Raw genomic sequence first — 21,939 nt, forward strand, 5'->3', positions numbered from 1 at the left:
GCGGTCCCCGCCCCCTCGCCACGTGGGGGGCGGGGACCCGTATCAGGACGAGCGCGCGACGAGGTCCCACCACCACGCGATGGCGGGGATGTCGAGGGGCTCGTGACTGTCGTCGGCCGGGGTGTCGGTGAAGACCGAGGGCAGCAGTTCGGGGCTGGAGGCGAGTCCCCAGTCCTGGGCTCCACGTATGTAGCAGGCCAGCCCGTGCAGGTACTGGCGCAGCTGCGGGCTGCCCCGCTCCGCCAGCCTGTCGCTCAGCCGCAGGAACAGCGTCATCACCCGGTCCCGCTGACGGGCGGCCAGGCCCAGGGCGGCGCCGGGGCCCAGTCCGTGTTCCTGCTCGAGCACCCGAAGGACGTTGAGGTGGCTCACCTTCCTGCCACCGTGCTCCTGGTGGTACGAGAAGACGTCCCTGTCCCATGTGGTGACGAAGGAGGCCATCTCGGCGGCGGCCCGCACCGAGACGCGGTCACGCTCGTGGGGCTGGAGCTCATAGGCGTGGCCCATCTCCAGGATGGGGAGCATCACCGCGGTCTGCCCGTTGTAGAGGCGCATCAGCGTGTAGTCGCCCAGGGCCGGCAGGCTCCCCGCGCGGCGATGAGCCGCCTCCCAGACGACGGAGAAGAAGTACTCGCGCAGCGCGTCTCCCCAGCGCGCGGACTGGCCCGCGGTGCAGAACCGGTCGATCCGCAGCCGCAGATCGCGCAGTCCCGCGGCGAGCGGATCGTCGTCCAGCATGGGGGCCTCGGGGTTCTGGGCGACCCGGATCAGCCGGTGCAGCAGCCCGACCAGATCGCCGGAGCCCTCCGCGCCGTGCGCGTCCTGCACCTCGTCCACCGCCGACAGCCACAGCGCGAAGTCCGAGAGGAGGGACACGACCTCTTGGCGGCCGTCGGGCAGGATCCGGGCGCAGAGGGAGCCGAAGTCCCGGCCGACCAGGTCGTCGCGCAGCTCAGCCGAGCCGATGCGGAAGGTCTCCGCCCAGGCCGCGGTCTGGACGACGATGGCGGAGTGGTTCGGGTGGATCGCCGGGGCGATGGGAGAGAAGAGCGGTGGTACGGACAGCTCAGGCCCCACGTCGGCCTCCCTCTCGTATTTCAGGTCAGGTACAGGTCAAGTGCATCGGTGCGGGTGCGGGTGCGGGTGCGGGTGCGGGTGCGGGTGCATGTGCTGTTCCGGGTGCGGTGCGGTCCGGGCTGCTCAGGACACGTGTGACATGGCGAGCGACTGGAGATAGCGCATCAGGGTGAGCAGGACGTCACGGCTCGACGTCCGGTCCCGTGCGTCGCACGAGACGATCGGCACCGAATCCGGCAGGTCCAGTGCCGCCCTGAGCTCGTTGACGGGGTAACCAGGCGCGCTCGGGAAGGAGTTGATGGCGACGACGAACGGCACGCCCCGTTCCTCGAGCCGCCCGATGACATCGAAGCTGACCTCCAGCCGGCGGGTGTCCACCAGGACCACCGCGCCCAGGGCGCCCTCGAAGAGGCCGCGCCACAGGAACCAGAAGCGCTCCTGGCCCGGGGTGCCGAAGAGGTACAGCACCAGCTCCTCGTTGATGCTGATGCGTCCGAAGTCCATCGCGACGGTGGTCGAGCTCTTGGTGCTGACTCCGGCCGTGTCGTCGATGCCGACCCCTGCCTGGGTCATCGTCTCCTCGGTCGTCAGCGGGCGTATCTCACTGACCGAGCCGACCAAGGTCGTCTTGCCCACGCCGAATCCGCCGACGACCACCACCTTGACGGCCGCGGTGGCCGTTGCGGGCAGGGCGTCCTCGCTCCGTGGCCCCGCGGCCAGGGTGGGCTCAGAGCTTTTGAAGTCCATGGATCACTGCCTCAATCAACGCGCGGTCAGGGAGTTGGGCGGCCGGGACGGGCGCGCGGGCGATCACCCGCTTCTCTGCGAGCAGATCGCCGAGCAGGACTGTGACCACGCTGACCGGAAGGTTCGTGTAGGCAGAGACCTCGGCCACCGATAACGGTGCCTGGCACAGCTCCATGATCGTTGTGTGCTCCGGTGGCATGCCGGGCTTCGGCTGGGACCTGGCCACCACCAGGGTGACCAGGTCGAGCTCGACGGGAGCGGATGAGGTGCTGCGCCCGCCCGTGATCACATAGAGCCGCTCCGGGCTCGCGTCCTCCCAGCCGCCACCACCTGGGTGGCTCACCTGGCCGCCCCTCCGCCGGCGTAACCGCCGGAGTAGGCGCTGTCGGCCCGCGGCGGGCTGGTCAGGTGCTCACCGATGCGCAGCACGAGGTCCCGCATCCGCTGTCCCATCAGCCCCGCGTCCACACCTTCGTCGGCGAGTACGGCGAGGAACGCACCCGCTCCCGCCGCCATCAGATAGAAGAATCCGCCGTCCATCTCGATGACGACCAGCCGCATCCGGCCTTCGCTGTAAGGGAGTTCGGACGCCACCGCGCCGGCCAGCGACTGGAGCCCGGCACAGGCGGCGGCGAGCCGGTCGGCGGTGTCGGTGTCGGTGCCGTACTGGGCCATGCGCAGACCGTCGGCGGAGAGCACCACCACATGCCGGGTCTCCGGCACCCCCTCCGCGAGGTCCTTGAGCATCCAGTCCATGTTGGCCTGCTGCTGAATCATGGCTGCGTGTTCCCCTTGCTGGCATCGGTGGAATCCCCGGAGAGACCGCTCTGGAAGGCGGCCAGCCACATTCCGGGCTGCACCTGAGGTGTGGGCTCGTGGTCAGGAGCCGAGGTCGGTACGGGAGCCGATGGGTCCGGCACGGAAGCCGACGAGTCCGGCACGGAAGCCGCTGAGTTCGTCAGGTACGCGCCCCCGGGGGCAGTCCCCGCCTCCGGGGCGGGGTCCGCCGCGAGGCGCGACTTGCGGCGCCGCTGGGGCAGCCCGCCCGGGGTCCGCTCGGTCACCTCCACGCGACCGCTGGGCGACGAGACGATGCTGCCGTCCGACGGCATGAGACCGAGGTCCGACGGTACGGGACCGGTCACCTGGCGCGGCTCCTGGCGCTGCGCGGGCACGAAGGGGGCGGTGGCCGGGGCGGCGGCCGGGAGCGTCGTACGGGGCCGGGAGGCGGCGCCGATGCCGTGTGCGATACCGGTCGCGTACTCGGCGGTGGTGATCAGTTCCTGTGGTACGACGATGACCGCGCGGACACCGCCGTACGCGGAGGAGCGCAGCGCGACCTGGAAGCCGTACGCCTGCGCCAGTCGGCCGACCACGGCGAGGCCGAGCCGCGGGGTCTCACCCAGGTCGGTGAGGTCGATGCCCTGCTGGGCCTGGCGCAGCACCTGCTCGGCACGGCGACGGGCCTCCTCGCTCATGCTGACGCCGCCGTCCTCGATCTCGACGGCGATGCCCGACTGGACGTCCACGGCGGTCAGATGGACCTTGGTCTGCGGGGGCGAGTAGCGGGTCGCGTTGTCGAGCAGCTCGGCGAGCGCGTGGATCAGCGGCTCGACCGCGGGTCCCACCACGGCGACCTCGGAGACGGTGTGCAGCTCGACCCGCTGGTAGTCGATGATTCGCGACATGGCGCCGCGCATCACGCTGTAGAGCGGCACGGCCCTGCCCCACTGGCGACCGGGGCGGGCGCCACCGAGTACGGCGATCGAGTCCGCGAGTCGGCCGATCAGCGCGGTGCCGTGGTCGAGCCGGAGCAGGTCGCCGAACACCTCCGGGGACTTGCCGTGCCGGTCCTCCATCTCCCGCAGTTCCTTGGCCTGCTGGTGGACGATGGCCTGCACGCGGCGGGCGATGTTGACGAAGGCCCGCTGGGCGGACTCGCGCAGCTCTTCCTCGCCGACGACCGCCCCGACGACGGCCTGGAGCACGGCCTGGTGTGCCTCCGACGCGGCGAGCGAGCCCAGTACCTCCTCCGGGAACTCGCCTCTGCGCAGCCGGTCCATGGCGTCGGGGAGCAGCGAACCGGCGAGGTGCGCGGTCTCCGCCGAATGGTGGGCCAGGACGGCGTCACGTTCCCGTACGGCGCGGCGCAGTGTCTCGATCCGCCTGCCGCGGCGGGAGACCTCGGCGCCGATGACGGCGACCGCGATGGTGGCGACGGAGCCGATGACCACGACGGGGACACGGGCCGGAGTGGAGACCAGTGCCACCGCGACGGCGGTGACGACGGCTGTCACAGCGGCGGGCAGCAGCCACCCGAAAGAGGCCGCGATGCGCGGACTTCCACTTCCAGGTGACGATTCCTCACGGACCATCAGCACCTTCAAAAAGAATCGAACGGGAACGATCACATGGCGACGCTGAGGGAGCATAGTCGTTCACCGGCCGCCTTGTTGACGCCAGGTCACACTTCAGACACCGCCTGAATCGTGATGGGTGCGTGATGTGCGAGGGCGCCCCGGACCGTGTGGTTCCGGGGCGCCCTTACTCGCCAGTAAGCCGACGCGGTCAGCGCAGCAGGTCAGGCCGCTGCGGCATCCGCCGCCTGAGCCTTCAGTGCCCGCTCGACACCCGCGCGGGACTCCGAGACCAGCCGCCGCAGCGCCGCGTTCGGACCGGCTGAATCCAGCCATTCATCCGTCGCCGCGAGAGTCTCCTGAGACACCTGAAGCGACGGATACAGGCCGACGGCGATCTGCTGGGCGATCTCGTGGGAGCGGGAATCCCACACGTTCTTCACAGCCGCGAAGAACTTCTCCGTGTACGGAGCAAGCAGATCGCGCTGGTCGGTCTGGACGAAACCGCCGATCACCGCCTCCTGCACCGCGTTCGGCAGCTGGTCCGACTCGACCACGGACGCCCAGGCCTCGGCCTTCGCCTCCGGCGTGGGCCGCGCCGCACGCGCGGTGGCCGCGTGGCGCTCACCGGCGGCCGTCTTGTCGCGCTCCAGCTCGCCCGCGATCTCCTCCTCGTCGAGGACCCCGGTCGCCGCGAGCCGCTCCACGAACGCCCAGCGCAGCTCCGTGTCCACGACCAGGCCCTCGACCGTCTCGCGGTCCTCCAGCAGCGCCTGGAGCAGGTCCAGCTGCTGCGGGGTGCGCGCGGTCGCCGCGAACGCCCGCGCCCACGCCAGCTGGTGGTCACTGCCGGGCTCCGCCGCACGCAGATGCGCCAGCGTGGCGTCCGTCCACTGGGTCAGCCCCGCGTCACGCCACTCCGGCGCCGCGTAGAGGTCGATCGCCAGCTTCACCTGGCGGTGCAGCGACTGCACCACGCCGATGTCCGACTCCTTGGCGATACCGGACAGCACCAGCGACAGGTAGTCACGGGCGGGCAGCTCGCCGTCGCGGGTCATGTCCCAGGCCGACGCCCAGCACAGGGCGCGCGGCAGCGACTCGGCGAAGTCGCCCAGGTGCTCGGTGACGGCCTTCAGGGACTCGTCGTCGAGACGCACCTTCGCGTACGACAGGTCGTCGTCGTTCAGCAGCACCACCGCCGGGCGCTGCTTGCCCGTCAGCTCGGGTACCGCGGTGAGCTCGCCGTCCACGTCCAGCTCGACGCGCTCGGTGCGCACCAGCTTCCCGGCCTCGTCCAGGTCGTAGAAGCCGACCGCGATCCGGTGCGGGCGCAGCACCGCCTCGCCCTTGGCACCGGCCGGCAGCGCCGGGGCTTCCTGCTTGACCGCGAAGGAGGTGATGGCACCGGAGGCGTCCGTGTCGATCACCGGCCGCAGGGTGTTGATCCCCGCGGTCTCCAGCCAGGCCCTCGACCAGGTCTTCAGATCACGGCCGCTGGTCTCCTCCAGCGCGCCCAGCAGATCCGAGAGCCGGGTGTTGCCGAAGGCGTGCCGCTTGAAGTAGGCCTGCACGCCGCGGAAGAACTCGTCCCGCCCGACATACGCGACCAGCTGCTTCAGCACCGACGCGCCCTTGGCGTAGGTGATGCCGTCGAAGTTCACCAGGACGTCGTCGAGGTCCCGGATCTCGGCCATGATCGGGTGCGTCGACGGGAGCTGGTCCTGCCGGTAGGCCCAGGTCTTCATCGAGTTGGCGAACGTGGTCCAGGCGTGCGGCCACTTCGAGTCCGGTGCGTAGGCCTGGCAGGCGATCGAGGTGTACGTGGCGAACGACTCGTTCAGCCACAGGTCGTTCCACCACTCCATGGTGACCAGGTCGCCGAACCACATGTGCGCCAGCTCGTGCAGGATCGTCTCCGCCCGCAGCTCGTACGCCGCGTCCGTCACCTTGGAGCGGAACACGTACTGGTCGCGGATGGTCACCGCGCCCGCGTTCTCCATCGCGCCCGCGTTGAACTCCGGCACGAAGAGCTGGTCGTACTTGGCGAAGGGATAGGCGTAGTCGAACTTCTCCTGGAACCAGTCGAAGCCCTGCCGGGTGACCTCGAAGATCGCGTCCGCGTCCAGGTACTCGGCGAGCGAGGGACGGCAGTAGATGCCGAGCGGCACGCTCTGCCCGTCCTTCTCGTAGGAGCTGTGCACGGAGTGGTACGGGCCCACGATCAGTGCCGTGATGTACGTGGAGATCCGCGGCGTCGGCTCGAAGCGCCAGACGTTGTCCTTCGGCTCCGGAGTGGGCGAGTTGGAGATCACGCTCCAGCCCTCGGGCGCCTTCACGGTGAACTGGAAGGTGGCCTTGAGGTCGGGCTGCTCGAAGGAGGCGAACACCCGGCGGGCGTCCGGCACCTCGAACTGGGTGTAGAGGTAGGCCTGGTCGTCGACCGGGTCGACGAACCGGTGCAGACCCTCACCGGTGTTGGTGTACGAGCAGTCCGCGACGACCCTGAGCTCGTTCGGGCCCTCGTGCAGGTGTGCCAGCGTGATCCGCGAGTCCCGGAACACCGCCGCCACGTCCAGCGACTTGCCATTGAGCACGGCCTCGTGGACGGCCGGTGCGACGAGGTCGATGAAGGTCTCCGCCCCTGCCTCGGCGGAGTCGAAGCGCACGGTGGTCACGGACCGGTAGGTGCCGCCCTCCTGCGCCCCGGTGAGATCGAGGTCGATCTCGTATGAGTCAACGGTGAGCAGGCGTGCTCGCTCTTGCGCCTCTTCACGGGTCAGGTTTGTGCCAGGCACCCGGTCATCTCCTCGGTATGTGACGTTTCCGGCCATCCTTCCACGGAGGAAGGCGCCGTTCATCCGAGTAACCCCGTCATGCCTGAGCGTGGGAAACACCGGGGCGGCCCGCGCAGAAGCATGCGCGGGCCGCCCTGGGGCAGGAACGTGGTCAGGCGCTCAGCTCGGCCGCCACCAGCTCCGCGATCTGCACCGCGTTCAGCGCGGCGCCCTTGCGGAGGTTGTCGCCCGAGAGGAAGAGGGCGAGGCCGTGCTCCACGGTCTCGTCCACCCGGATCCGGCCCACGTACGAGACGTCCTTGCCCGCGGCCTGGAGCGGGGTCGGGATCTCGGAGAGCTCCACGCCGTCCGCGCCCTTCAGCAGCTCATAGGCGCGCTCGACGCTCACCGGAGCCGCGAAACGGGCGTTGACCTGGAGGGAGTGGCCGGAGAAGACCGGCACGCGGACACAGGTGCCGGAGACCTTCAGCTCCGGGATCTCCAGGATCTTGCGGGACTCGTGGCGGAGCTTCTGCTCCTCGTCGGTCTCGAAGGAGCCGTCGTCCACGATGCTGCCGGCCAGCGGAAGCACGTTGTAGGCGATGGGGCGCTTGTAGACCGCGGGCTCTGGGAACTCGACGGCATCGCCGTCGTACGCCAGCTGGTCGGCCTTCTCGCCGACCGCGCAGGCCTGGGTGCGCAGCTCCGCGACGCCCGCGAGGCCCGAGCCGGACACGGCCTGGTAGGTCGTGGCGACCATGGCGACCAGGCCCGCCTCCTGGTGCAGCGGCTTCAGCACCGGCATGGCGGCCATCGTGGTGCAGTTCGGGTTGGCGATGATCCCCTTGGGGCGGTCCTTGATCGCGTGCGGATTGACCTCGGACACCACCAGCGGCACCTCGGGGTCGCGACGCCAGGCGGAGGAGTTGTCGATCACGACGGCACCCTGGGACGCCACCTTCTCGGCGAGAACCTTCGAGGTGGCGCCACCCGCCGAGAAGAGCACGATGTCAAGGCCGGTGTAGTCGGCGGTGGCGGCGTCCTCGACGGTGATGTCCCGGCCCTGCCACTCGATGGCGGAGCCCGCGGAGCGTGCCGAGGCGAACAGCCGGAGCTCGTCGACCGGGAAGTCCCGCTCGGCGAGGATCTTGCGCATGACGGTGCCGACCTGCCCGGTGGCTCCGACGATTCCGACCTTCACGGGACTCCTCCGTACTTTGTGCAGTCTGCGTGCTCCATGATGCGTCTGTCCCCGGCCGGCTTGTCCAATCCATTGTCCAAGGGTCGGGACGCATGGTCCTTCTCACACCAGGGCCTGGTCAGGGGTCGCCCGGCCAGGAGCGACGTCCGGCGCGGTGGATCGCAAGGCGCCGGGTCGAGCCTGCCGTGGGCCCGGACCTGGCCTCACGGCACTGAAGGGCGGGCGCCCTATGGACGCCCGCCCTCCAGGTGCTGCCGGTCACACCTCAGTGGACCGTTCGGACCGTGTTACGGCGTGACCTTCTCGATCACGACGCTGCCGGTGCCGGCCGCGGTTCCGCGGGCGTTCAGCAGCTGCACCTCGCCGAAGAACTGCCGGCCCTCGGGAGCCGCGCTGCCCACCAGGACCTCGGCGGCGACCTTCGCCGACGCGCCGTTGGCGAGCTTGACGGCCTGGGCCTCGTCGACCTTGACCGAGCCGAGGGAGGACGCGAAGTAGACGTCCCGGTAGTTGTACTCGGTGCTGCCGTTCGGGACGGCGTAGCCGACAACCTTGACCGTGTACGTACCGGCGGCGGGCTTGGTGAGGCTGACCGCCTCCTCCGAGTCCCCGTCGGCGGACGTGCCTACCTGCTTGTCACCCAGCCAGACCTCGAGGTCGAGGTCGGCGCCGGTGTCCGAGGTGCTGCCGATGGCGACGTCCAGGCGCTCGACACCCTCACCGATGGTGAGGGTGCTCTCCTGCGTCTCGCCGTTGGCGATGGACGGACGGGTGACCTTCGCCGAACCCAGCGAGCCGCCCTTCAGCTTGCCCTGGATCGCGGCGAAGCCGTTGGAGACGGTCCAGTCGACCTTGGCCGCGGTACCGACCTTGGCCTCGGGGATGCTCTTCACCGCGGGGTCGAAGGCCGCGCCGAGCACGGACACGTCCAGCTTGTACGGGTTGTCCAGCAGCGGGGACGTACGGCGGGACTCGACCTCGATCTCCCAGACACCCGGCTGCGGGTTGGCGTACGACCGCAGGTCGGGGCGGCAGGTGTTGGTCGGGCTGGTGTAGTTCGGGTAGCAGTAGATCGTGGCGCTGTCCTCGACGCCCACACCGTAGGGGTGGATCGAGATGAAGCGGGTCTGGCTCTGGTCCTTGAGCCCGCCCAGCGCGACCTCGAGGGCCTTGGCACCCTCGGGGACGGTCACGAAGTACGACTTGTGGCTGTTGCGCTGCACGGAGCCCGACGCGGAGTACCCGAAGGACGGCTTGGCAAGCTGCTGCGAGACCACGACCGTGGACAGGATCTGGCGGTCCACGCCCTCGGTGCGGACGTCGTCCAGCTCCAGGATGGCGCTGTGCACACCGGCGGTGCGGGGCTTCGCGTCGACCTTGACGGTGACCGGCTCGTCCAGCGGCAGCATGACGTAGCCGCGGCCGGGCAGGTCGAAGGTGCCGTCGTTGTACTTCCAGTCCAGCTCGTGCCGGATCGGACGGTCCGGACCGGTGGTCCGGGTGATGGTGATCGAGTACGACTTCTTCTGGCCGGTCTTCAGACCGCCTTCCCGGTCGTACAGACCGGTGCCGAAGCCCGGGGTCTTCAGGAACTGGTCGATCGCGGTGTCGACCGGCGCCTTCACGGAGTACTCGTTGGCGGTCGCGCCGGCCTTGACGGCATCCCAGGCACCCGGGATGTTGATCAGACCGGAGCCCTGCTCGTGCGCGGCCACACCGCTGATCCGCTTGGCGGAGCTGGTCAGAGCGGTGCGCAGGTCGGCAGGAGCCAGGTCGATCTTGCGCTGCTTGGCCGCGGAGAGCAGCAGTGCGCTCGCGCCAGCCGCCTGCGGCGAGGACATCGAGGTGCCCTGGAGCATCCCGTAACCGGCCGGCAGCGTGTATCCGGCCTCGGCCACCGGGGCGCCCGGCAGCCAGGTCTGGATGGTGTTGATCGAGGCGCCGGGCGCGGTGATGGTCGGGGTGAACCCACCGTCCTCACGCGGGCCGCGCGAGGAGAACGGGAACATCGCGTACGGCTTCTCCACGACGGAGCCGTAGTTGGACGCCCAGGTCTCCTTGGACACCGCGGCACCCACGGAGATCACCTTGTCGGCCAGACCGGGGTCGCCGATGGTGTTGATTCCGGGACCCTCGTTGCCCGCCGAGATGACCAGCTGCACGCCGTACTCGTCGATCAGACGGCTGTAGAGCTCGGCACGGGCGTTGTTGCCGTCGTTGAGCGCCGGCAGACCGCCGATGGACATGTTGATGATGTCCACACCGCGGTTGATGACCAGGTCGGCCATGCCCTCGGTCAGCGCCACGTTGGTGCAGCCGCCGCTCCAGGAGCAGGCACGGGACGAGACCAGCTTGGCGCCGGGCGCCGCGCCGTTCATCTTGCCGCCGAACAGGCCGTTGGCGGCGGTGATGCCCGCCACGTGGGTGCCGTGCTCGGACTCGATGATGCCGACGTTGACGAAGTCGGCGGTCTTGCCGACCCAGTCGCCGCCCAGCGGGTCCATGGCCACGTTCTTGCGGATCTCGATCACGAACGGGATGCGCTCGGCGACATCGCTCGCCGGGTTGTCCGTGCCGAAGTAGCCGACCTGGTAGCCGTCCTTGTACGGCTTCATCGGCTCGTTGTTGGTGAAGTCGCCGTCCTGGTCGGTGTCGACACGGACGGAGCCCGCGGCCGGGTCGTAGAGCAGCCCGAACCGGTCGGTGGTGTCGCCGTCCCGGTTGACGTCGCCCTTCATGTCACCGGTGGCCGTGATCGACTCCGTGAACCGGCTGAACTGGTACGAGCCGGCCGGAGCCTTCCAGGTGCTGCCCGAGGCGGTGAACGTCGGACCGGCGACGGGGGTGATCTGGGCGCGCCAGGTGCCGTCGTTGTCGGTCAGCGGGTCCGTCGCGGTCACCCAGTCGACGATCTTGCGCTCGCCGGTGGTGGTCTTCTGGAGCGCGGGGTGACCGAGGTCGACACCGGAGTCCATGATGCCGATGGTGACACCGCGGCCGTCGTACTTCGGGTGGTCCTGGACGAACTTCACCGCGCCCGTCTCGAAGGACGGGTTGTACGGGTTCTGCGCGGGCGTCTTCTTGTCCGGAGCCGCGTAGCTGCCGGCCTTCGCACCCTTGGCACCCTTGCCGGACTTGGCGTTCGGCGATGTGGCGATCCCGCTCGCGCGGTCGCCCGCGGGCGTCGGGTCGTCCAGCTCGATCTCGTGCTTGAGGTCGATGCCGTGGACGCTGCCGAGCCTGGCGGCCGCCTTGATCGCCGCGTCGGCCTTGCCGGTCGGCACGGTGGCGCGGACATAGCCGAGCTTGTCGTAGACCTTGCCGACCGAGGCACCCGGCACGGCGTCGAGCTGTGCGGCGACCTTCTCGGTCTCACCGGGCGCGGTGGCGACCATCATGGTGACGGTCTTCTCGCCCTTGGTCTCTGCTTGCTCCAGGAGGTCGGCGTCGGCCGCCCCCAGCTTGTCGGAGCTCGTGGACTTCACGGGCGCGGAACCGACCGGGTCGTCAGCGGCCGCCGCGAAGGCGGGCACGACTCCGGTGGTGACCAGCGCGGCCACAAGGCCGGCCGCGGCTGCCACACGGGCGGCGCGTCTCCGGCCGGATATGGAGCTCTGGGATTCGGGGGTCATCTACATCCCTGTTGGTGAAAGAGAGGGTCCGGATTTCGGTACCGGATGACCGCTCACCCTTTCGTAAGAGACAGGGGTTTGTGGAGAGTTGACGGAGACGTGAAGGGTTGTTGGCGTACATCCGCCACTGGCGTGACATGCGCCGAGGGAGCGAACACCTCGAAAGTGGGCATTCCGCCGATCGACTTCAAGGGGTGGTCGAGGGGTGACCTGGGGGATTCCCGATTGCGGTACCCGCTGCGGCGGGGTAAGCGGCTTGTGTGCCGTATCCGCCCTGCGCGTCCGATGCGCCGGGCCGCGCTGGTCAGCTCTCGCGGGACCGTGCGTAGTGTCGCGACGCCTTCGCGCGGTTCCCGCACAGTGTCATGGAGCACCAGCGTCGTGTCCCGTTCCGGGAAGTGTCGAAGAAGTGCAGCACGCACGCCTCATGGGCGCAGGCCCGAATCCGGTCGGGTGCGGTGCGCAGCAGCTCCAGATAGTCCCGTACGGCGACCCAGCCGGGTCCCCAGGCCGGATCGCCGAACTCGACCTCCTCGCCGGGCCCTTCGGCGGTGAGCCGCACCCGGACGCGGCCATGCTCCAGCACGCCGTCCACCCGCGCCACCGCCGCCGCGCCCCCGGCTCCGTCGATGAGACCGCCCAGCGCCTCGCGGGCCTCGATGGTCCTCTCCAGCGTGACGTGATCGGCCCGGAAGCGGCCGTCGAGCCCATGGGCGGCCAGCCAGACCCGCAGCCCCTCCACCGAGACGAGCAGATCCCGCAGCTCGCCCTCCTGTGTCCACCGGGTGTTGAGCAGGTCGAGGGAGACCGGTTCACCGGTGAGCGGACGCGGATCGGGCGCACCGGCGGACGCGGTCATGGCGGGCTCCCAGCCTCACTCTCGCTCTTGGCTAACCCCTCAAGGGTACGTGAACGGTTCGCCGGGACGGCCTAGTGTCGGGGCCATGAGTCGGCAACTGAGGGTCGCGGCCTACGCCGTGTGCGTGAGGGACGGGCGCATACTGCTCGCCCGCTGGGTGGCGCGTGACGGCACCAGGCGGTGGACGCTGCCCGGGGGCGGGATGGACCACGGGGAGGATCCGGCCGACACCGTTGTGCGTGAGGTCACCGAGGAGACGGGGTACACGGCCGAGGTGACCGCGCTGCTGGGCATCGACTCGATGCGGGAGCGCCGTCCGCGCAGAGTGTCCGGTGACTTCGACTTCCACAGCCTGCGCATCGTCTACGAAGGACGGATCACCGGGGGAGAGCTGCGCCCCGAGACGGGCGGCTCCACCGATCTGGCCGCGTGGCACGAGCTGGCCGCCGTGCCGGAGCTCGAGCGGGTCGCGCTGGTGGACATCGGGCTGGAGCTGTGGCGGGAGCGGCCCCCGGCGGGCAGGGCGATCGGGGCTCGTGCCGGGAACGGCTGAATTCCGCTCAACCACCGGCACGCCGGGCAACCCGGCGGCGCCGGGCGGAGTTCATCCGGTCGAAGCACGTCAGGTTTGCCCGCAGCTCCCGAAGACAGGAGTTCCCGCATGACCGTACGTCCCGTTCGCATGATTCCGCCGGTGCTCGTCGCGGCCGCGACGGTGGCCGCGCTCGCCACCCCAGCGGCAGCAGCCGACTCCTCCCGGGCCCCTTCCGGGCAGCACGCGCGCACCCAGCAGGCGCTGGAGGCGGCCGTCGCCGAGGGGGTGCCGGGGGCGCTCGCGCAGGCCGCCCGCACCGGCCGGCCCGTCTGGAACGGCGATGCGGGTGTGGCCGACCGCACCACCGGACGGGAGCGCCGGTCCGGCGACAGCTTCCGAGTCGGCTCCATCACCAAGACGTTCGTGGCCACGGTGATCCTCCAGCTCGAGGCCGAGGGCAGACTGAGCCTCGACGACACCGTGGAGCGCTGGCTGCCCGGGCTGGTGCGGGGCAACGGGAACGACGGACGGGCCATCACCCTGCGGCAGCTCCTCAACCACACCAGCGGCCTCTACAACTACACCGAGGACCCGGGGTTCGTGGCGAAGACCTTCGGGCCGGGCTTCTTCGAACACCGCTACGACACCTACACCCCGCGCGCACTGGTCCGGCTCGCGACGGGCCACCGCCCGGACTTCGCCCCCGGAGCCGACTGGAAGTACTCCAACACCAATTTCATCCTCGCCGGACTGGTCATCGAGAAGGCCACCGGCCATCCGTACGGCACCGAGGTCGAGCGCCGCATCCTGCGTCCGCTGGGTCTGCATGGCACCTCCGTGCCGGGCACCCGGGTCTCGATGCCGCGTCCCAGCGGGCGGGCTTACTCGGTCCTGGTCGGTCCCCAGCCGAACGACACCGTCCACGATGTCACCGAGCTGAACCCGTCCGCCGCCGGATCGGCCGGCGAGATGATCTCCACGACCGGGGACCTCAACCGCTTCTACCGCGCCCTGCTCGCCGGACGGCTGCTGCCGAAGGAGCAGCTCAAGAAGATGACCACGACCCTGCCGACGGACGAGGACTCGCCGAACCTCCGTTACGGGCTCGGGCTGATGGCGATGAAGCTGTCCTGCGGCAAAGAGGTCTGGGGCCATGGCGGAGGGATCCACGGCTCCGCGTCGGGAGCCGTCGCCACCCGGGACGGCGGCCACGCCCTCGCGCTGAACTTCAACAGTGACTGGGCGGGCGACAGCGCGGCCGTGATGGAGGCGGAGTTCTGCTGATCCCGGGACCGGGGGGCTCAACGGGGGAGTACCACGACATACGCGGCGGGCTCCCGGTGCGGTGAGGCCATCAGCGCGGTACGGATCACCGCCGCCTGTTCGGCGGGGGCATCCCGCAGGCGCTTCGGTGAGGCATGCACCACCGTGATGCCGAGGCGCTCCAGGTGCTCCCGCTGATGGCTGTACGCGGGCCACTCCAGGTCCGGGCCCGCCCCGGCAATCCCGTGCCGGGGCGGGCGCGGGGCGCGGGTGCCGAGTTCCAGGGCGACCGCCTGCCCGGGCCAGTAGGCGTCGACGGTGCCGAGATGGGGACCGCCGGGCAGCCGCAGGTCGACATTCCAGAGCGGGTCGGGCAGCCCGTACAGATGGATCAGCTCGTACAGCCGGTCCTCCGCCAGCGCCCGTCCCTCGGCGAGCAGAGCGTCCACGGCGTCCACCAGATGGGGCCGGGAGAGCAACCGCGCCCGGTTCAGCTCCCCGACCACGGCGGAGGGTTCGCAGTATCCGGCGCGGACGGTCTCGGTGAGCAGCCGGCGCACCGAGGCCGGGTCGCTGAGGCGGGCGACCGCGTCCGCGAGCGCCCGGGCGACCGGGGCGACGGGCAGCCCCGCGACGTACTCGGGCCGCGGCGGCGACTGGGTGCGGATCAGCCGCGCGCATCCCGCCGACCGCAGCCGCCTGGTGCGCGGCACCAGCACGTCGATCCGCTCCAGCGAGGGCAGCGCCGGTACCGAGGCGAACCGCCGCAGTGCCAGCGCCGCCAGCCCGGTGATCATGGCTTCCCCGCCGCCCGCGGGCCGGTCGGCGTACGCCAGCACGGCGTTCAGCCGTTCCTCGCTGGTGAGCGGCTCCCGGTGCAGCACATACACACCGGGCAGGACCTGTTGCCACGGCCCACCGGGCCTGCACCGCTCGGCGGCGCGGTCCGCCGGCACGCCGTGCGCGCGGAGCTGCGCGGCGGTCAGTACCCGGCTTCTTGCGTCGGACCGGTGACTCAAGGGGCGCTGAGGAAGAGGGGTGTTGGGGTTCATGATGCGCCAATTCCCTTGTGACGTACGGCTCCTAACCGCTGTTACACGTTCGTCGACAATTCCGGACAACACCGCCCTAAAGTACGGTAGTTCGAAAGCCGATCAGGCGCTGCGCTCACCGGCACACCCGTCCGCCGGTGCCATGGCGGCCAGAGCCTCCAGCCGCACCGGTGACGCCGTGGAGGCCGGCCACGGTGGAGACGCCGTCGTGTGGTCCGTCCCTCGGCGACGGGGGTGGCCGCGGCCGACAGGCGCAGCGACGGACGGCGGCGACGTCACGTACGCGAAAGGCGCCGGGTGCGGGTGTGCGGTGCGCCGTCACCGGCACACCGCACACCCGAGGCGGATCAGTCCCGCGTTGCGTCCCGCTGCTGGGCACGCAGCGCCCGTGCCAGATCGTCGCGTTCCTCGATGACCAGTCGGCGCAGCGCCGGAGGGGCCGCGGGGTGCGAGGACAGCCAGCCGTCCGTCGCGTCCAGGGTGGCCTGGTCGCCCTGGAGGCCGGGGAAGAATCCCTGCACCACGTCCATGCCGATCTGGATGGAACGCTCGGCCCACACCCGTTCGATCGCGGCGAAGTACTTCTCCGCGTACGGCGCGATCAGCTCACGCTGCGACGACTGTACGAATCCCGAAATCGTCGCCGCCACCAGCGCGTTGGAGAGCGCGTCGGACTCCACCACCTGCGCCCACGCCTGGTCCTTGACCGCGGCCGATGGGCGCGCGGCCAGGCACCGGACCTGGTGCCGTCTGCCGGACGCGGTGTCGTCACGGGCCAGCTCCGCCCCGACCGCCGCCTCGTCGGCCACCCCGTGCGCGACCAGCGGCTCCAGGAACGCCCAGCGCAGCTCCTGGTCGACATCGAGGCCGTCGATCTTCGCGGTGCCGTCGAGCAGCCCCTGGAGCAACTGGAAATCGGCCGCGGTCGTGGCCGCCGCCGCGAAGAACCGCGCCCAGGTGAGCTGGTGCTGGCTGCCCGGCTCCGTGAGGCGCAGCTCCCGCAGCGCGCACGTGGACAGCAGCCGCCCGCCCTCCTCGCGCCAGCCCGGTGCCGCATAGTGCACCAGCGCCGTGCGCGCCCACGCGTGCACCATCTGGAGCACACCGATGTCCGACTCCCGGGCCGCGAAGTCCATCGCCAGGGTCACGAAGTCCCGCGCGGGCATGAGCGCGTCCCGTGTCAGATTCCACAGTGCCGACCAGCACAGCGCGCGGGCGAGCGGGTCCGTGATCGCACCCAGGTGCGAGCGCAGTGTCTCCAGCGAGCCCTCGTCGAAGCGGATCTTGCAGTACGTGAGGTCGTCGTCGTTGACCAGCACCAGCGCGGGACGCTCCGCCCCCGCCAGCTCGTCCAGGACCGTCCGTGCCCCGACCACGTCCACCTCGGCCCGTGCGTAACGCACCAGCTCCGGCCCTTCGTGCCGGTACAGCCCGACCGCCACACGGTGCGGCCGGAACTCCTCGCCCTCCTGCAGCACCGCGAGCTCGGTGATCCGGCCCTCGGCGTCGTAGGTGGCCACCGGGGTCAGTGTGTTGACCCCGGCGGTCTCCAGCCAGGAACGCGACCAGGCCGCCATGTCCCGCCCCGAGGTCTCCTCCAGCACGGAGAGCAGATCGCCCAGCCGGGTGCTCCCGTACGCGTGCCGCGCGAAGTAGCGCCGCGCGCCCTCGAGGAAGGCGTCCCGGCCCGCATAGGACACCAGCTGCTTCAGGACCGACGCGCCCTTGGCGTAGGTGATGCCGTCGAAGTTGAGCTTCGCGTCCTCCAGGTCACGGATGTCGGCCGTGATGGGGTGGGTGGACGGAAGCTGGTCCGCGCGGTACGCCCAGGCCTTGCGGTTGTTCGCGAAGGTCACCCATCCGTTGTGGAAGCGGGTCGCCTCCACCATCGAGAAGGACCCCATGAAGTCCGCGAAGGACTCCTTCAGCCACAGGTCGTCCCACCACTGCATGGTGACCAGGTCGCCGAACCACATGTGCGCCATCTCGTGCAGGATGACGTTGGTGCGCCGCTCGTACGACGCCTGGGTCACCTTGCCGCGGAAGATGAACTCCTCGCGGAAGGTCACGCACCCCGGGTTCTCCATCGCCCCGATGTTGTACTCGGGCACGAAGGCCTGGTCGTACTTCCCGAACGGGTACGGGTAGTCGAAGTGGTCGTGGAAGAAGTCCAGGCCCTGCTTGGTGACCAGGAAGATGTCGTCCGCGTCGAAGTGCTTGGCGAGCGACTTGCGGCACATGGCGCCGAGCGGGATCTCCAGCGTGCTCCCGTCGGGCAGCGCGCGGGTGTAGAGGTCGGTCTCGTAATGGTACGGACCGGCCACGACCGCGGTGATGTACGTCGAGATCGGCTTGGTGACGGCGAAGCGCCGGCTGTCGCCGTCCCGGGACTCCACGGCCCCGTTGCTCCAGACCGTCCAGCTCTCCGGGGCGGCCACCTCGAAACGGAAGGGGGCCTTGAGATCCGGCTGCTCGAAATTGGCGAACACCCGGCGGGCGTCGGCCGGCTCGTAGTGCGTGTAGAGGTAGACCTCACCGTCCTCGGGGTCGACGAAGCGGTGCAGACCCTCGCCGGTACGGCTGTACGCGCACTGGGCGTCGACCACCAGGACGTTCTCGGCGCGCAGCGCGGGAAGCGTCACCCGGGACCCGTCGAACACGACGGCCGGGTCCAGCTCCTCGCCGTTCAGGGTGACGGCGGTCACCGACGGGGCGAGCAGGTCGGCGAAGCTGGCGGCGCCCGGTTCGGCCGCGCGGAAGCGGATCGTCGTCACCGAGCGGAAGGTCCGAGGTTCGGACGCGTCCTCCTCGGTGGCCGACCGCACATCGAGGAAGACCTCGTACCCGTCGACGGACAGCAGCGCGGCCCGCTCACGGGCCTCGTCGCGGGACAGATTCTCTCCGGGCACGGCCACTCCTTCGTGTCTCGTTCGAACGGCAACGATCCTCGCACGGGCGCCCGCGGCCGCGTGGGCGCCCTGTGTCCGGGGCGCGCAGAAGAAGGGCCTCCGCGAGTCCTGTCCTCGCGGAGGCCCTTCCTCCATCCACCTGCAAGTGAAGGCTGAGAAGACGATCACAAGCAGGAGACCTCTTGTGGGGCCCGGTTCCCGGCCCCTGCCTCCGGCGGGAGGCCCCGCTCCGGATCGCTTGCCCGCCGGCGAACCGGTGTCAGGGAGTGATGAGCGGGGTGCGCTCCTTCGCCTCGGCGTAGCGCTTCGCCACGTCCTGCCAGTTGACGACGCCCCACATCGCGTCGATGAAGTCCACCTTCTGGTTCTTGTACTGGAGGTAGAAGGCGTGCTCCCACGCGTCGAAGACCAGGATCGGCACCGAGCCCTGGCCGACGTTGCCCTGGTGGTCGTAGACCTGCTCGACGATCAGCCGGCGGCTGACCGGCTCGTAGGCGAGGACGCCCCAGCCGGATCCCTGCGTGGTGGCCGCGGCCTTCGAGAGCTGGGTCCTGAATGCGGCGAAGGAGCCGAAGGACTCCGCGATCGCGTCCGCCAGCTCGCCCACGCCGTCCGCGGCCAGCGGCTCACCGCCGCCACCGTGCTTCGGGGAGGCCATGTTGTGCCAGTAGATGCTGTGCAGGATGTGGCCGGAGAGATGGAACGCGAGATTCTTCTCCAGGCCGTTGATCGAGCCCCAGACGTCCTTGTCCCGTGCCTCCGCCAGCTGCTCCAGCGTGTCGTTGGCGCCCTTCACGTACGCGGCGTGGTGCTTGTCGTGGTGCAGCTCGATGATCTGCGGATTGATCACCGGCTCCAGCGCCGCGTAGTCGTACGGGAGTTCAGGAAGCGTGTACACGGCCATGTCCGAGCCCTTCGACCACTAATTGCAAACTATTCGCAAGTGCAGGCTAGCAGCAACAAGGGCTCGCGAGGTGGCGGCGTGACCAGAAGACCCCCGGACCGCGATGCGGTCCGGGGGTCTCGGCGGTCGGTTCGCGGGAGTCAGTCCGCCGACTGCGTCCGCTTGCGGCTCTTCTGAACGAGCACACCGCAGACGGCCATCGCCAGGGTCATCCCACCCGTGTAGAGGAGCTGTTCGCGGGTGCCGGGCTCACGCAGCATCAGGACGAAGATGCCGAGCATGGCCGCGATGGCGACCCAGGTCAGCACCGGGTACAGCCACATCCGCACCACGAGCTTCTCCGGGGCCTCGCGCTCGGTGCGGCGGCGCAGCACGAGCTGGGAGACGGCGATGAAGAGCCAGACGACCAGGATCACCGCGCCGATCATCTTCAGCAGCCAGGGGAACACGTCATCCGGACGCCAGTACTTGAGCACCACGCAGACGAAGCCGAACACCGAGGACACCAGCACGGCGATCCGCGGCACGCCGCCCGTGACCCGGCCGAGGACCTTCGGGCCCTGGCCGCGGGCGACGAGCGAGTACGCCATCCGGGAGGCGCCGTAGATGTTGGCGTTCATCGCGGAGAGCAGCGCGACCAGCACCACGACCTGCATCACGGTGCCCGCCCCGGGGATGTCGAGGTGGTTCAGGGCCGTGACGTACGGGCCCTTGTCGGGGTTGGCGACATCCGGGTCGTCCCAGGGCACCAGCGTGACGATGACCGCCATGGATCCGATGTAGAACAGCGCGATACGCCACATCGCCGTACGCACCGCCTTGGCGACGCCCTGGACCGGGTGCTCGGACTCGGCCGCGGCGATCGTGACCGTCTCCAGGCCGCCGTAGGCGAACACCGATGCGAGCAGGCCGACGACCAGGCCCTGGGACCCATTGGGCAGGAAGCCGCCCTCGCCCGTGAGATTCGCCGTGCCGGGGGCCTCTGTGCCGGGCAGCAGACCGAGTATGGCGAGCCCGCCGAGGACCAGGAAGAGCGCGATGGCCCCGACCTTGAGGGCGGCGAACCAGAACTCGAACTCGCCGAAGTTCTTCACCGCCGCCAGGTTGGTGCCGCAGAACACCAGCATGAACAGCGCCACCCAGGCCCACTCCGGTGTGCCGGGCAGCCAGCCGCTGACGATTTCGGCGGCGCCGATGCCCTCCAGGCCCACCGCGACGGACAGCAGCACCCAGAAGGACCAGCCCGCCGTGAAGCCCGCCCAGGGCCCGAGCGCCCGCTCGGCGTGCACGGAGAAGGAGCCGGATGCCGGGTTCGCCGCCGACATCTCGCCGAGCATGCGCATCACGAGCATCACGAGCAGTCCGGACACGGCATAGGCGATGACGATCGACGGGCCCGCGGCGGCGATTCCCTCGCCGGAACCGACAAAGAGTCCTGCGCCGATCACGCCGCCGAGGGCGATCATCGACAGGTGACGCGGCTTGAGGCTGTGCCCGAGCGCCGCCGAGTCGGCGGCGCCGGCGGTGCTGTCGGTCGTGTCGGTGGCGGGTGCGGGCGCCGGGGTCCGGGACATGGGTGTGCCTTGCTCATGGGGGACAGGGGACAAGGGGCGAAGCGGGTCGCCCAAGTCTGGGCCCCGTACCGGTCACAGAGCATGAGTGACCGCTATACGGACAAAATGCTCACACAATGTGAAGCTTTGGGTACGAGGTGGTTGCATATCGCACATACACCGTACGGGATCGCGCCCGCGGGTCGGGGAATTGGTGAGAGCCCACAGGGATCCCCGAGGTCCCGTCGGGCGCCCGGGGCGGCCTTCATGGACTTTCGTGCTCGTCAGCTCAGTGATGCGCGTCACGCCCCCTCGCGGTGTGCATCCGTCGATTTGTGTGAACCCCACCAAGGTGCTGACCGGTGGTTTGTCTGCGACCGACGGTGATCGGGCGTTCACTCATCGGTTAGCGTCGCCATGTCCACATCGAATTGCCACTGCGGAGTACCGATGAGCACCACAGCTGCCGCCCCTGTCCGCCCGTCGTTCACCGGTGCGGTCCTCGCCGACCTGCTGCCCGCCTCGCGCACCAAGGACATCGCCCTTGTCATGGGCGGCGCCGTGCTCACCGGCATCGCGGCTCAGATCTCCGTCCCGGTCCCCGGCTCCCCGGTCCCGGTGACCGGCCAGACCTTCGCCGCGCTGCTCGTCGGCACCGCGCTCGGGGCACGCCGCGGCTTCCTCGCCCTCGCGGTGTACGCGGTCGCGGGTGTGGCGGGCGTGCCGTGGTTCGCCGAGGCGTCCTCCGGCTACGGGATGCCGTCCTTCGGCTACATCCTCGGCATGCTGCTCGCCGCCACCGTGGTCGGCGCTCTCGCCCGCCGGGGCGCGGACCGCTCCGTGCTGCGCACGGCCGGGACGATGGTGCTCGGCTCGGCGATCATCTACGCGGTCGGCGTGCCGTACCTCGCCGTGGCCACCGGGATGCCGTTCGGAAAGGCCGTGGCGCTGGGCCTCGTTCCGTTCCTCGTCGGCGACGCACTCAAGGCGGCGCTCGCGATGGGCGCCCTGCCGGCCGCGTGGAAGCTCGTCGACCGCCGCGGCTGAGCCGCCGGGTCAACGGCCGGAGCCCCGTC

The 21,939-nt window shown here is 70.0% G+C and carries 16 protein-coding genes; 3 read left to right on the forward strand and 13 right to left on the reverse strand.

The genetic code is table 11. The annotated features are described in order from the left end of the window. Positions 1-42: 42 nt before the first annotated feature. The 9 genes from ACFV6V_RS13825 to ACFV6V_RS13865 form a co-directional block, all read right to left on the reverse strand. Positions 43-1,077: a selina-4(15),7(11)-diene synthase gene (locus ACFV6V_RS13825; RefSeq protein ID WP_385563674.1), complete on the reverse strand. Its 1,035-nt coding sequence runs from the start codon at positions 1,075-1,077 to the stop codon at positions 43-45. Between the two features lie 123 nt (positions 1,078-1,200). Further along, entirely contained in the window at positions 1,201-1,824 is a 624-nt protein-coding gene (locus tag ACFV6V_RS13830; RefSeq protein WP_385563677.1) for an ATP/GTP-binding protein, read from the reverse strand. After that, on the reverse strand, positions 1,805-2,167 hold the full coding sequence (locus ACFV6V_RS13835; RefSeq protein WP_385563680.1) for a DUF742 domain-containing protein: 363 nt from the start codon (positions 2,165-2,167) through the stop codon (positions 1,805-1,807). The genes ACFV6V_RS13830 and ACFV6V_RS13835 overlap by 20 nt, the downstream gene beginning before the upstream one ends. Next, entirely contained in the window at positions 2,164-2,601 is a 438-nt protein-coding gene (locus ACFV6V_RS13840) for a roadblock/LC7 domain-containing protein (RefSeq protein ID WP_361279621.1), read from the reverse strand. Before ACFV6V_RS13840 ends, ACFV6V_RS13835 begins: the two co-directional genes overlap by 4 nt. Continuing rightward, entirely contained in the window at positions 2,598-4,199 is a 1,602-nt protein-coding gene (locus tag ACFV6V_RS13845; RefSeq protein WP_385563683.1) for an ATP-binding protein, read from the reverse strand. The genes ACFV6V_RS13840 and ACFV6V_RS13845 overlap by 4 nt, the downstream gene beginning before the upstream one ends. A 206-nt stretch (positions 4,200-4,405) precedes the next feature. Continuing rightward, the gene (gene pepN, locus ACFV6V_RS13850; protein ID WP_385563686.1) at positions 4,406-6,976 is read right to left on the reverse strand and encodes an aminopeptidase N; all 2,571 of its coding nucleotides are present in this window, start codon (positions 6,974-6,976) and stop codon (positions 4,406-4,408) included. A gap of 151 nt (positions 6,977-7,127) precedes the next feature. Next, positions 7,128-8,156, reverse strand: a complete 1,029-nt coding sequence (locus tag ACFV6V_RS13855; RefSeq protein WP_385563687.1) for an aspartate-semialdehyde dehydrogenase — start codon at positions 8,154-8,156, stop codon at positions 7,128-7,130. A 287-nt stretch (positions 8,157-8,443) separates the two neighbouring features. Then, the gene (locus ACFV6V_RS13860) at positions 8,444-11,788 is read right to left on the reverse strand and encodes a S8 family serine peptidase (protein ID WP_385563690.1); all 3,345 of its coding nucleotides are present in this window, start codon (positions 11,786-11,788) and stop codon (positions 8,444-8,446) included. 304 nt (positions 11,789-12,092) lie between these two features. Beyond that, a complete protein-coding gene (locus tag ACFV6V_RS13865; protein ID WP_385563693.1) occupies positions 12,093-12,647 on the reverse strand; it encodes a CGNR zinc finger domain-containing protein in 555 nt (184 codons plus the stop codon). A gap of 85 nt (positions 12,648-12,732) precedes the next feature. Here ACFV6V_RS13865 and ACFV6V_RS13870 point away from each other — a divergent pair, with 85 nt between their 5' ends. Then, entirely contained in the window at positions 12,733-13,200 is a 468-nt protein-coding gene (locus ACFV6V_RS13870; protein ID WP_385563696.1) for an NUDIX hydrolase, read from the forward strand. A 108-nt stretch (positions 13,201-13,308) separates the two neighbouring features. After that, positions 13,309-14,466 carry a serine hydrolase domain-containing protein gene (locus ACFV6V_RS13875; protein ID WP_385563698.1) on the forward strand — a complete coding sequence of 386 codons (1,158 nt, stop codon included), beginning with the start codon at positions 13,309-13,311 and terminating at the stop codon, positions 14,464-14,466. Between the two features lie 17 nt (positions 14,467-14,483). On the opposite strand, the gene ACFV6V_RS13880 is transcribed toward ACFV6V_RS13875, so the two are convergent. From ACFV6V_RS13880 to ACFV6V_RS13895, 4 genes are all read right to left on the reverse strand, one after another. Then, on the reverse strand, positions 14,484-15,497 hold the full coding sequence (locus ACFV6V_RS13880; protein ID WP_385563701.1) for a hypothetical protein: 1,014 nt from the start codon (positions 15,495-15,497) through the stop codon (positions 14,484-14,486). A gap of 347 nt (positions 15,498-15,844) precedes the next feature. Beyond that, entirely contained in the window at positions 15,845-18,406 is a 2,562-nt protein-coding gene (gene pepN / locus ACFV6V_RS13885) for an aminopeptidase N (protein WP_385563703.1), read from the reverse strand. A gap of 259 nt (positions 18,407-18,665) precedes the next feature. Beyond that, positions 18,666-19,310 (reverse strand): superoxide dismutase, encoded by a 645-nt coding sequence (locus ACFV6V_RS13890; RefSeq protein WP_385563706.1) that lies wholly within the window; start codon positions 19,308-19,310, stop codon positions 18,666-18,668. Between the two features lie 140 nt (positions 19,311-19,450). Continuing rightward, the gene (locus ACFV6V_RS13895; protein ID WP_385563709.1) at positions 19,451-20,884 is read right to left on the reverse strand and encodes an amino acid permease; all 1,434 of its coding nucleotides are present in this window, start codon (positions 20,882-20,884) and stop codon (positions 19,451-19,453) included. Between the two features lie 429 nt (positions 20,885-21,313). On the opposite strand from ACFV6V_RS13895, the gene ACFV6V_RS13900 reads away from it, so the two are divergent. Continuing rightward, a complete protein-coding gene (locus tag ACFV6V_RS13900) occupies positions 21,314-21,910 on the forward strand; it encodes a biotin transporter BioY (RefSeq protein WP_385563712.1) in 597 nt (198 codons plus the stop codon). Positions 21,911-21,939: the final 29 nt, after the last annotated feature.

The sequence above is a fragment of the Streptomyces sp. NPDC059828 genome (assembly GCF_042731955.1).
In the GTDB taxonomy this organism is placed as follows: Bacteria; Actinomycetota; Actinomycetes; order Streptomycetales; family Streptomycetaceae; genus Streptomyces.

Excerpts from the sequence above, each read along its gene's own strand:
- ACFV6V_RS13830 (WP_385563677.1), bottom strand. The coding sequence starts at position 1,824 with ATGGACTTCAAAAGCTCTGAGCCCACCCTGGCCGCGGGGCCACGGAGC.
- ACFV6V_RS13840 (WP_361279621.1), bottom strand. The coding sequence starts at position 2,601 with ATGATTCAGCAGCAGGCCAACATGGACTGGATGCTCAAGGACCTCGCG.
- ACFV6V_RS13845 (WP_385563683.1), bottom strand. The coding sequence starts at position 4,199 with ATGGTCCGTGAGGAATCGTCACCTGGAAGTGGAAGTCCGCGCATCGCG.
- ACFV6V_RS13860 (WP_385563690.1), bottom strand. The coding sequence starts at position 11,788 with ATGACCCCCGAATCCCAGAGCTCCATATCCGGCCGGAGACGCGCCGCC.
- ACFV6V_RS13865 (WP_385563693.1), bottom strand. The coding sequence starts at position 12,647 with ATGACCGCGTCCGCCGGTGCGCCCGATCCGCGTCCGCTCACCGGTGAA.
- ACFV6V_RS13870 (WP_385563696.1), top strand. The coding sequence starts at position 12,733 with ATGAGTCGGCAACTGAGGGTCGCGGCCTACGCCGTGTGCGTGAGGGAC.
- ACFV6V_RS13875 (WP_385563698.1), top strand. The coding sequence starts at position 13,309 with ATGACCGTACGTCCCGTTCGCATGATTCCGCCGGTGCTCGTCGCGGCC.
- ACFV6V_RS13880 (WP_385563701.1), bottom strand. The coding sequence starts at position 15,497 with ATGAACCCCAACACCCCTCTTCCTCAGCGCCCCTTGAGTCACCGGTCC.
- ACFV6V_RS13890 (WP_385563706.1), bottom strand. The coding sequence starts at position 19,310 with ATGGCCGTGTACACGCTTCCTGAACTCCCGTACGACTACGCGGCGCTG.
- ACFV6V_RS13895 (WP_385563709.1), bottom strand. The coding sequence starts at position 20,884 with ATGTCCCGGACCCCGGCGCCCGCACCCGCCACCGACACGACCGACAGC.
- ACFV6V_RS13900 (WP_385563712.1), top strand. The coding sequence starts at position 21,314 with ATGAGCACCACAGCTGCCGCCCCTGTCCGCCCGTCGTTCACCGGTGCG.